The sequence below is a fragment of the Streptomyces sp. NPDC003393 genome, from assembly GCF_053589015.1.
In genome coordinates, this window is sequence record NZ_JBSFRB010000082.1 from 1 (window position 1) to 9390 (window position 9390).

Annotated in this window: 12 protein-coding genes; 10 read left to right on the plus strand and 2 right to left on the minus strand. The window is 71.2% G+C overall.

Annotated features, from left to right (window positions below; genetic code table 11):
* Positions 1 to 184 precede the first annotated feature (184 nt).
* Together ACWDUZ_RS38065 and ACWDUZ_RS38070 are read left to right on the plus strand one after the other, a co-directional pair.
* Complete coding sequence (locus tag ACWDUZ_RS38065) at positions 185 to 2848, plus strand: CocE/NonD family hydrolase (protein WP_451636407.1); 2664 nt, start codon at positions 185 to 187, stop codon at positions 2846 to 2848.
* Positions 2845 to 3705: an ABC transporter permease gene (locus tag ACWDUZ_RS38070; protein WP_451636408.1), complete on the plus strand. Its 861-nt coding sequence runs from the start codon at positions 2845 to 2847 to the stop codon at positions 3703 to 3705. Before ACWDUZ_RS38065 ends, ACWDUZ_RS38070 begins: the two co-directional genes overlap by 4 nt.
* A 103-nt stretch (positions 3706 to 3808) precedes the next feature.
* Here the strand turns inward: ACWDUZ_RS38070 and ACWDUZ_RS38075 are convergent, their stop codons facing one another.
* Complete coding sequence (locus ACWDUZ_RS38075; protein ID WP_451636409.1) at positions 3809 to 4204, minus strand: rodlin; 396 nt, start codon at positions 4202 to 4204, stop codon at positions 3809 to 3811.
* Positions 4205 to 4454: 250 nt separating this feature from the next.
* Between ACWDUZ_RS38075 and ACWDUZ_RS38080 the strand changes: the two genes are divergently transcribed.
* The 7 genes from ACWDUZ_RS38080 (at position 4455) to ACWDUZ_RS38110 (ending at position 8693) form a co-directional block, all read left to right on the plus strand.
* Positions 4455 to 4856, plus strand: a complete 402-nt coding sequence (locus ACWDUZ_RS38080; protein WP_451636410.1) for a rodlin — start codon at positions 4455 to 4457, stop codon at positions 4854 to 4856.
* 240 nt (positions 4857 to 5096) lie between these two features.
* A complete protein-coding gene (locus tag ACWDUZ_RS38085; RefSeq protein WP_451636411.1) occupies positions 5097 to 5324 on the plus strand; it encodes a chaplin family protein in 228 nt (75 codons plus the stop codon).
* Positions 5325 to 5461: 137 nt separating this feature from the next.
* The gene (locus ACWDUZ_RS38090; RefSeq protein WP_451636412.1) at positions 5462 to 6067 is read left to right on the plus strand and encodes a chaplin; all 606 of its coding nucleotides are present in this window, start codon (positions 5462 to 5464) and stop codon (positions 6065 to 6067) included.
* A 324-nt stretch (positions 6068 to 6391) separates the two neighbouring features.
* A complete protein-coding gene (locus ACWDUZ_RS38095; protein ID WP_451636413.1) occupies positions 6392 to 6631 on the plus strand; it encodes a chaplin in 240 nt (79 codons plus the stop codon).
* 256 nt (positions 6632 to 6887) lie between these two features.
* Positions 6888 to 7475 carry a hypothetical protein gene (locus ACWDUZ_RS38100; protein WP_451636414.1) on the plus strand — a complete coding sequence of 196 codons (588 nt, stop codon included), beginning with the start codon at positions 6888 to 6890 and terminating at the stop codon, positions 7473 to 7475.
* Positions 7476 to 7769: 294 nt separating this feature from the next.
* Complete coding sequence (locus ACWDUZ_RS38105) at positions 7770 to 8054, plus strand: hypothetical protein (protein WP_451636415.1); 285 nt, start codon at positions 7770 to 7772, stop codon at positions 8052 to 8054.
* 120 nt (positions 8055 to 8174) lie between these two features.
* Positions 8175 to 8693 carry a hypothetical protein gene (locus ACWDUZ_RS38110; protein ID WP_451636416.1) on the plus strand — a complete coding sequence of 173 codons (519 nt, stop codon included), beginning with the start codon at positions 8175 to 8177 and terminating at the stop codon, positions 8691 to 8693.
* A 110-nt stretch (positions 8694 to 8803) separates the two neighbouring features.
* Here ACWDUZ_RS38110 and tnpA read toward each other — a convergent pair whose 3' ends face one another.
* Complete coding sequence (gene tnpA, locus ACWDUZ_RS38115) at positions 8804 to 9265, minus strand: IS200/IS605 family transposase (RefSeq protein ID WP_451636417.1); 462 nt, start codon at positions 9263 to 9265, stop codon at positions 8804 to 8806.
* A 29-nt stretch (positions 9266 to 9294) separates the two neighbouring features.
* On the opposite strand from tnpA, the gene ACWDUZ_RS38120 reads away from it, so the two are divergent.
* The coding region (locus tag ACWDUZ_RS38120; protein ID WP_451636418.1) for a helix-turn-helix domain-containing protein at positions 9295 to 9390 on the plus strand (96 nt) is incomplete at its 3' end.

Genomic DNA, 9390 nt, shown 5'->3' on the forward strand with positions numbered 1-9390 from the left:
CGCGTCACCCTCCGTCGGTCCTCTCCACTCGTCACGGGTGCGGACGCGGACCCGGGGCGGACCCGCACCAGGGGAGAGGCGGACGGAGGCCGGGCGCGGGAGCGGGCCCGTACTCCCCAGGGAGGTGGCGAGGTTCGGTCCCGGGGCTGCTCCCGTTGTCGGCGGCGCCCCGTACCGTGGACCCATGGATCTCCGACTGCCCGGATTCCGGGCGCTTCTTCGGAGGCCCCGGCGGCTGCTGGCCGCCGGGGCCGCCGTCGTCGTGCTCGCCGGCGCCGGCACATGGACGGCGGTCGCCTCCCACGACCCGCCCCCGGTGCACCGCGCCGACCGGGTCATGAGCATGGGGGGCGGGGTGCGCCTGGACACCTCGTACTTCACCCCCGACGGCACCGGCCGCCGGCCCGCCGTCCTGCTGGGGCACGGCTTCGGCGGCAGCAAGAACGACGTACGGCAGCAGGCCGAGGACCTGGCCCGCCACGGGTACGCGGTGCTGACCTGGTCGGCGCGCGGCTTCGGCAGGTCGACGGGGAAGATCGGGCTCAACGACCCGCGGGGCGAGGTCGCCGACGTCTCCCGGCTGATCGACTGGCTGGCCCGGCAGCCCCGGGTCCTGCTCGACCGGCACGGCGACCCGCGCGTGGGTGTGGCCGGCGCCTCCTACGGCGGCGCGATCTCCCTGCTCGCCGCCGGACACGACCACCGGGTGGACGCCATCGCCCCGGCGATCACGTACTGGAACCTCGCCGACGCCCTGTTCCCCAACGGTGTCTTCAAGAAGCTGTGGGCGGGCGTCTTCATCAACTCCGGCGGCGGCTGCGCGCGGTTCGAGCCCGAGCTGTGCCGGATGTACCAGCGCGTCGCCGAGTCCGGGAAACCGGACGCCGAGGCCCGCCGGGTGCTCCAGGAGCGTTCGCCGTCCGCCGTCGCCGACCGGATCAGGGTGCCCACGCTGCTCGTGCAGGGCCAGTCCGACTCGCTCTTCCCGCTCGGCCAGGCCGACGCCGCCGCCCGGGCGATCCGGGCGAACGGCGCACCCGTCGACGTGGACTGGATCGCGGGCGGCCACGACGGCGGCGACCTGGAGACGGGCCGGGTCCAGGCACGCGTGACGACCTGGTTCGACCGGTACCTCAAGAAGGACCCCGGCGCCGACACCGGCCCCGCCTTTCGCGTCACCCGCACCGGAGGCGTCGACTCCACCGACGGCGCGGCCCAGTTGCGCGGCGCGACCGCGCGCACGTACCCGGGCCTGACCAGCGGGCAGCGGACCGTCGCCCTGACCGGACGTGAGCAGCGGTTCCAGAACCCTGCGGGCGCCGGTCCGCCGGCCGTGTCCTCGCTGCCCGGCCTCGGCGGCTCCGGCGGCTCGGGGGGCTCGCTCGCCCAGCTCTCCGCACTCGGCGTCGGCATCTCACTGGACTTCCCCGGGCAGTACGCGAGCTTCGAGTCCGCGCCGGTCGGCGGCGACCTGCGGATCACCGGATCCCCGACCGTCACCGTCCACACCACGTCCACCAGCGACGACGCCGTGCTCTTCGCCAAGCTCTACGACATCGGGCCGGGCCAGGCGCGGCCGGTGCTGCCCGCCCAGCTGGTGGACCCGGTACGGGTCACGGGCGCCAAGGCCGGCAAGGACGTCACCCTCGCCCTCCCGGCGATCGACCACGAGGTGGCGAAGGGCCACCGGCTCCGCCTGGTCCTCGCCTCCACCGATCTCGCCTACGCCTCCCCGGCCGCGCCGGCCACGTACACCGTCTCCCTCAGGAGCGGCCTGAAGGTGCCCACGGCACCCGCGGTGACCACGGGCGCCGCGCCCCTGCCCGCCTGGGTGTGGTGGCTGCCCGCGGCGGGCGCACTGGTCGCGCTCGCGCTGCTGCTGACCGCCCGCCGCCGCACGGCCGCCCCGGCCCCGGATCCGGAACTGGCCGGCGTACCGCTCCAGATCACCGCCCTGAGCAAGCGCTACGCCGGGTCGGCCGACCGGTACGCGGTACGGGACGTGTCGTTCCGGGTGGAGCAGGGCCAGGTGCTCGGCCTGCTCGGGCCGAACGGCGCCGGCAAGACGACCACCCTGCGCATGCTGATGGGTCTGATCCGGCCGGACAGCGGCGAGATCCGCGTCTTCGGCCACGCGATCCGGCCCGGCGCGCCCGTGCTGTCCCGGGTCGGCGCCTTCGTCGAGGGCGCCGGCTTCCTGCCGCACCTGTCCGGCCGGGAGAACCTCGAGCTGTACTGGCGGGCCACCGGCCGCCCACCCGGGGACGCCCACCTCGACGAGGCCCTGAGCATCGCCGGGCTCGGCGACGCGCTGGCCCGCGCGGTGCGGACCTACTCCCAGGGCATGCGCCAGCGCCTGGCCATCGCCCAGGCCATGCTCGGCCTGCCCGACCTGCTGATCCTGGACGAGCCGACCAACGGTCTGGACCCGCCCCAGATCCGCGAGATGCGCGAGGTGATGATCCGGTACGCGGCGGGCGGTCGCACGGTGATCGTCTCCAGCCATCTGCTCGCCGAGGTCGAGCAGTCCTGCACACACCTGGTCGTCATGGACCGGGGGCGGCTGGTGCAGGCCGGCCCGGTGGGCGAGATCGTCGGCTCCGGGGACACCCTGCTGGTCGGCACCGCCGTGCCCGTGGACGAGCCCGTGGTGGAGAAGGTGGCCGCGCTGCCGGGCGTCGCCTCCGCCGTGCGCACCGAGGGCGGCCTGCTGGTCCGGCTGGAGCCCGGCGGAGCCGCCGAGCGGCTGATCGTGGAGCTGGTGCGGCTGGAGGTGCCGGTCGCGTCGGTCGGCCCGCACCGCCGCCTGGAGGACGCCTTCCTCACCCTGATCGGAGGTTCCGCATGAGCACGCCCGCCGTCGTGGAGACGGCCACCGGCTACCGGGCGGGCCGCACCCTGCCGTTGCGGGTGGAGCTGGTGCGGCAGCTCAAGCGGCGCCGCACGCTGGTCATGGGCGCCGTCCTGGCCGTGCTGCCGTTCGTCCTGGCGGTCGCCTTCGCCGTCGGCGGCGACCCGGGCGCCCGCAACAACCAGGTGACCCTGATGGACACCGCCACCGCCTCCGGCGCCAACTTCGCCGCGGTCAACCTGTTCGTGTCGGCGGGCTTCCTGCTGGTGATCCCGGTGGCCCTGTTCTGCGGGGACACCGTCGCCTCGGAGGCCAACTGGTCCTCGCTGCGCTATCTGCTCGCCGCGCCCGTGCCCAGAGCCCGGCTGCTGTGGTCCAAGCTGGCCGTCGGGCTGGGGCTGAGCCTGGCCGCCATGGTGCTGCTGCCGCTGGTGGCCCTCGCCGTCGGCACGGCCGCCTACGGCTGGGGCCCGTTGCGGATACCCACCGGCGGCACGCTCGACGCCGGCACCGCCGCCCAGCGGTTGCTGGTGGTGGTGGCGTACGTCTTCGTGTCCCAGCTGGTCACCGCGGCACTGGCGTTCTGGCTGTCCACCAGGACGGACGCGCCCCTGGGCGCGGTGGGCGGCGCGGTGGGGCTGACCATCGTCGGCAATGTCCTGGACGCCGTCACCGCCCTCGGGCAGTGGCGCGACTTCCTGCCCGCGCACTGGCAGTTCGCCTGGGCGGACGCCGTGCAGCCGCACCCCGAGTGGTCGGGGATGATCCAGGGCACGGCGGTCTCCGTCAGCTACGCCCTGGTGCTCTTCGCCCTGGCCTTCCGCGGGTTCGCCCGCAAGGACGTGGTGTCGTAGGCGTACGACCGTGGGCGTGACGCGGCGGCGCGTGCGCCGCGGGAACCGACGCGAAACGGGCCGCCGAGAAGAACTCGGCGGCCCACTCTCGTATGCGCGGCGGTCAGCTCTCGGAGTTCCGCGACAGGAGCGACACGTTCTCCAGCAGGTGGGCCAGCGCACCGTCCCGCTTGGCCTGGGTGGAGTTCTCGGCGCACTGCTGCTGCTGGTGGTCCGACAGGACCGGGATGTCCTGGGCGGTCACACCGAGCAGGGCGGCGCCGATCGGCAGGTCGCTCACGGCGATGCACGGCTTGTTGAACGACCCCTGGATGAGCGCCATCTGCGGGCTCATGTTCCCGTACGTGGTCGAGTTGCCGAAGCTCTGCCACGCACCCGTGGCGTTTTCGGCGTTCGGCCCGCCGTCGTTGCCGAGCGCCAGCGCCTGCGGAGCCGCGGCAGCGGAGGCACCCAGCGCGGAAGCGGCGATGGTCGCGGTGGCAACAATCTTCTTGATCACTGACCGGTCCTTTCTGAGGAAACCCCGTCCACCGGAGTGCCCTGGTTCAACTGCCGGGCGGTGGGCCAGTTTCTCCTGTTCACTCCGATGGCGGACACGGCGAAGTGCTTGTGTGTTTTCCAGAATTCCTGATTTCCGGGACCTTTTGACTGCGGCGCGAGCCAACCGGGTGAATATCCGCAACCAAACCCAAAAGCTCATGTTGAATGAGGCCGTAGGGCATGCGTCGCTACTAGGAAAGGAACGCGCAGTGCTCAAGAAGGCAATGGTCGCCGTGGCGGCTGCCGCTTCTGTCGTGGGAGTGTCGGTGGCGTCAGCCCCTTCGGCGCTCGCCATCGGCAACGACAACGGACCGTCGGTCCAGAACGGCACCGGCGCCGCTTCGTCGTACGGCAACTCGGCGACGAATGGCAACATGAGCCCGCAGCTCTCGCTGGTCCAGGGAACGCTCAACAAGCCCTGCGTGGGCGTTCAGGACGTCCACACCGGCGCCGCCGCCCTGGTCGGCGTCGTGGCCCAGGACGTCCCGGTCCTGTCGGACCGCCAGCAGCAGCAGTGCGCCGACAACTCCACCCAGGCCAAGCGAGACGGTGCGCTGGCGCACGTTCTGGACGACGTCTCGCTGCTGTCGTCCAACAGCGACGCAAGCTGATTCGATTTCGGTCGACCCGGGGTGCGCGCTGCTCCGGCGCGGGCTGTCCGGAAATGCTGTTCTCGCTCAGCAGGCGAGGCAAGACATATGGTGCGCGGGGCAGTTGAGTGAATTGTCAGACGCTTTATGTTCCGTCGTTATCCATTGTGTCTATTCCTCGTTGGTGTCGCGACCACTCGGGTCGCGCTCACTCGGTTTCTGACCGTCATTGGGGTACACGACCCCAAGAAGGGACCTTCCATGAAGAAGAACGTTGCTGTCGTGACGGGCGCCATCCTGGCTCTGGGAATGGCGAGCCCGGCCTTCGCCGACTCCGGGGCCTCCGGTAGCGCCTCCAACTCTCCGGGTGCGCTCTCCGGCAACGTCGTCCAGGTTCCCGTGCACGTCCCGGTCAATGTGTGCGGCAACACCGTCGACGTCATCGCCCTGCTGAACCCGGCGTTCGGCAACACCTGCACCAACGGCTGACCGCACGGCGCACCAGCCACGCCAGGGTGTACGAGGGCCAGCCTCGGGCGCCGCACGCGGCGACGCGAGGCCGGCCCTCCCACACCGTCACGTTCCTCAAGCAGCTTCGAGCGGCTTCGAGCAGGAAGACAACTAGATTGCGACAGACTCTGAGCAGGGGAGTGTTCGCGGCGGCTGCCGCGACGAGCGTGCTGTCCCTGTACGGCAGCTCCGCCTTCGCCGACAGCCAAGCGGACGGAATTGCCCAGAACTCGGCTGGCGTCCTGTCCGGCAACACCGTCCAGGCGCCGGTCGACGTGCCGGTCAACGTCTGCGGCAACACCGTCGACGCGGCGGCTGCGCTCAACCCGGCGTTCGGCAACTCGTGCGGCAACTCGACCGACACGACGACTCCACCGGTCACGGTGCCGGAACCGGAAACTCCGCCGGTCACCCCGCCGGTCACTCCGCCGGTCACTCCGCCGGTCACTCCGCCGGAGCCGCCGACCGGAACGGTGCCGTCCCCAGTCGACGACACCCCGACGCCACCCGCCGAGCAGACCGTCCCGCCCACGGGGGACGAGACCGTGCCCTCGGGTCCCTCGCAGATGCCGCCGGCCGAGCAGAGCACGCCGCCGCAGCTGGCCGAGACGGGAAGCGCGAACACCGGCACGATGCTTGCGGCCTCAGCCGCCAGCGCGGCCCTGATCGGGGGCGGCGCCCTTCTCTACCGCCGCGGCCGGGTCATCAGCTCCCGCCGCTAGAGGACTGGAGGAACAGCAACGCTGCCCCGTGCACGCGTACCGCGAGCACCAGGACCGCTTTCACGCGAGCCGCCGCGTCCTGTGCCCCTGCCGGGGCCGGGTGCGGCGGCTTCCGCGTGTCCGGCCCCACTGCCGGGCTGGTTCTCCACCCCGGCCACCAGGCTCAACGGGTCAGGTGGAAACGGGAGCGTCTGCCCTGTCCGCCAGGCCGGTGTCATGCCGAGATCACTCCTTTGGCGGCACAACCCGGACGGCCCCCAGGCGTTGACAGGGCGCCGGGTGTTCACCCGGGTGTTTTTGCGTCAATCCAAGGAGCACTTCTACATGTCGCGTATCGCCAAGGGCCTGGTCCTCTCCACTGTCGCCGTCACGGCCGTCGCCGGTGGTGCCGGCATCGCCGCCGCCAGCAGCGGTGCGGAAGGCGCTGCCACCAACTCGCCTGGTGTCCTCTCGGGCAACGTCATCCAGGTTCCCGTGCACGTCCCGGTCAACGTGTGCGGCAACACTGTCAACGTCATCGGTCTGCTGAATCCGTCGTTCGGCAGCACCTGCCTCAACGCCTGACACCCTCGCGCTTCCTCTCCGGTCGGCCGCTCTCCCGGAACCCGGCATCGCTCCGGGACTCCCTCGGGAGGGCGGCCGACGGCCGTACGCTCGAACGGCCGTTCCGGCCCGGAACGGCACCCCGTGCGCCGTCCGGCCAGGTGGGAAGGGGGGCGGTCACCCACGGGCGAACCGACAGGACCTGCGGGCGGTTGCGGACCACGACAAGGGCTTTCACGGTGAGTTCTGGACCTGGCGCTCATCGAAAGGAACCCTCATGCGTGGTCTGTCGGCCCGACGTATCGCCTCCACCGCACTCTGCACCGCCTTCCTGGCCGCGATCTGCGGCCCGGCCGCCATGGCGGCCGAGTCGGCCCGCGCACACAGCCGTACGGCGGAGTCCCGAGCGTCCCTCCCCGATGCCGACCGGTTGCTCGCCGAGCTCGACGGACTGGGCGACCTGAGCCGGTTCGGTGACCTCGGCAGTCGACTCACCCCCGTCCGTGATCTGGCGGCCGCGGTACTCACGGCGGACAACGGCCGGCCGGCACCGGCCGAAACCGAGAAGCTCGGCACGGCGGCGGAAAGAGCCCTCGTCGAGGCGAGTGAAATGATCCGGTCGGCCCAGGCACCCTCCGGTGTTCCGCGGGCGGCGGATCCGGCGAGCGACGCGCTGGCGGCCGTACAGAAGGCGCTCGAGGACCTGGTGAAGTCGCTCACGTCCGGAGACGTCGGCGAGGTGCTCCCGGCGGTCACCAGCCTCGTCGACGGTCTCGTCGACCTCGTCAACTCACTGCTTCAGGAATACGACTCGACCTCCCCCGGTACCTCCGCTTCCGGCCCGCTTGCCGCGGAAGCCTCGTAACCGCCGACACTTCCTGACCGCTCCCGCGGAACACGAGAAACCGAACAGCCGTTGCGCCGGCCGCTGGAACCGGCGCAACGGCTGCTCCACGTCGGCCCCCGGAGCCTCACGGGAACGTCGAAGCCGGCGCTGCACCTTTGGGAAGCCGCGCCGGCGTCCCGGGAGATCTCATATGAGGACTTCATATGAGGACTCGGCAATCTCCCACCCCGGGGTTTCCGGTCCGCCCGGGACTCGTTGGGCACGGCGACTCATAGCCGCCGGTGACGTACGTCGCCGAACGAAAGGAACACCATGAAGTCCCTGAAGGCTGCCGCCGTCATCGCCGGGTCCCTGGTCGCCGCCGGCGCCTCGGCGCCCGCGTTCGCCCAGAGCACCGCCGTACCGATGCCCACCAGCCTCAACGGCGCCGTGAGCACCCTGACCGAGGGACCCATCGGCGTGATGCCGCTCAAGCACCAGTCGAACGCGCTCGACACCCAGAACAAGGGCTCGCTGCTCCACACGGTGAACAGCGCCACCAAGAGCCTGAACGAGGCCCACACCCCGCTGCTCGGCGGGCTGCCGCTGCACAACTGAGGCCCGTCGTACGTCGTACTACTGCGGCACTCGGGGGAATCCGGCGCTGCCGGCCACCTCCGGGGTCGTTGGGCCGTACGGACCTTGTGCTCCCCATCCTGGAAGGGACGCGTGCCTGTCATGAAGTCGACCACTCGAGGAACCCTGGCCACCCTCGTCACGGGCGTCGTGGCCGCCGTCGGCGGCGTCACCGCCACCCCGGCCGCGGCGAGGGGCACGGTTCCCGTCCTGGTGCCGCTGGGCGGCGCCGAGACCGCGCTCGGCATGGAGCTGCCCGAGGTCGGCGGGGAGCTGCCGGTACCGACGACGGGCACACCGGAGGGGCCGCGTTTCGTCCGGGGGCGGCTCCTTCCGGAGAACGTGGTGCCGCGGCTGCCGGTGCGCGGGGGGCTGCCGGGTCTGGAGGCGCGCGCCCCGCTCGCCCACATCATCGACGACGGCTTCGACCACGTCGCCGTCCACGCGCCCGCGTCCGACGTCGGGGCACTGGCCCCCGGCCTGTCCGCGGACGGCCCGCTCACTGCGCCCGAGCCCGCCGGCGCCGGACTGCCCGGCCTGAGGCTGCCGGAACTGCGCCTCGTCGGTCCCGTGCTGCGCACCGCGCCCTCCGCAGATCTCACGGCGGGCCCGGGTCTCTAGTTGCTCGTACGTCCACGACTCGCCGATCACGCCGATCACGTCCGGCCGCACGCCGGTGACCGAACGGGGCGTCCACCGGTTACCGGGTTCTTTGCAGAAAGCCCCGGCGTTCACGCCGGGGATGAATGCATCTCAAGACTGCTCTGACGTACACCTTGGAGCGGACGTTTTTGCTGCTCGATGTACTGACGGACGATCGCCAACGGTGCTCCGCCGCACGAGGCGGAGAAGTAGGAGGGCGACCACAGGTGCCCGTGCATGGTGGCACGGTCGATCCTGCCGGTGAACTCCTGCCGTATCCAGCGGGCGGAGACGCCTTTAAGGCTGTTGACCAGCTTCGAAACGGCGATCTTGGGCGGGTGGTGCACCAGGAGGTGGACATGATCGCGTTCACCGTTGAACTCCTTCAGCTCCGCTTCGAAGTCCTCGCCGACCTTGCGCATGATCTCTTCGCAGCGCGTCAGCATCTCGTCGTCGAACACCCCACGCCGGTATTTCGTCACAAGGACCAAGCGCACATGCATCGCCGAAACAACCTGTCTCCCCCGCCTGTAGTCGTTTGGATCATCCATGAGACCAATCGTTAGTAGGGTCCTGGGGTGTGCAGCTCCGCTACAACTACCGGGCCTACCCGGACGCCTCCCAGCGCCGCGCGCTGGCCAGTGCGTTCGGCTGCGCCCGCGTGGTGTGGAACGAC

Coding starts and splice junctions, on each gene's coding strand:
- ACWDUZ_RS38105 (WP_451636415.1), top strand. CDS start 7,770: ATGAAGTCCCTGAAGGCTGCCGCCGTCATCGCCGGGTCCCTGGTCGCC.
- ACWDUZ_RS38110 (WP_451636416.1), top strand. CDS start 8,175: ATGAAGTCGACCACTCGAGGAACCCTGGCCACCCTCGTCACGGGCGTC.
- ACWDUZ_RS38065 (WP_451636407.1), top strand. CDS start 185: ATGGATCTCCGACTGCCCGGATTCCGGGCGCTTCTTCGGAGGCCCCGG.
- ACWDUZ_RS38095 (WP_451636413.1), top strand. CDS start 6,392: ATGTCGCGTATCGCCAAGGGCCTGGTCCTCTCCACTGTCGCCGTCACG.
- ACWDUZ_RS38085 (WP_451636411.1), top strand. CDS start 5,097: ATGAAGAAGAACGTTGCTGTCGTGACGGGCGCCATCCTGGCTCTGGGA.
- tnpA (WP_451636417.1), bottom strand. CDS start 9,265: ATGGATGATCCAAACGACTACAGGCGGGGGAGACAGGTTGTTTCGGCG.
- ACWDUZ_RS38100 (WP_451636414.1), top strand. CDS start 6,888: ATGCGTGGTCTGTCGGCCCGACGTATCGCCTCCACCGCACTCTGCACC.
- ACWDUZ_RS38070 (WP_451636408.1), top strand. CDS start 2,845: ATGAGCACGCCCGCCGTCGTGGAGACGGCCACCGGCTACCGGGCGGGC.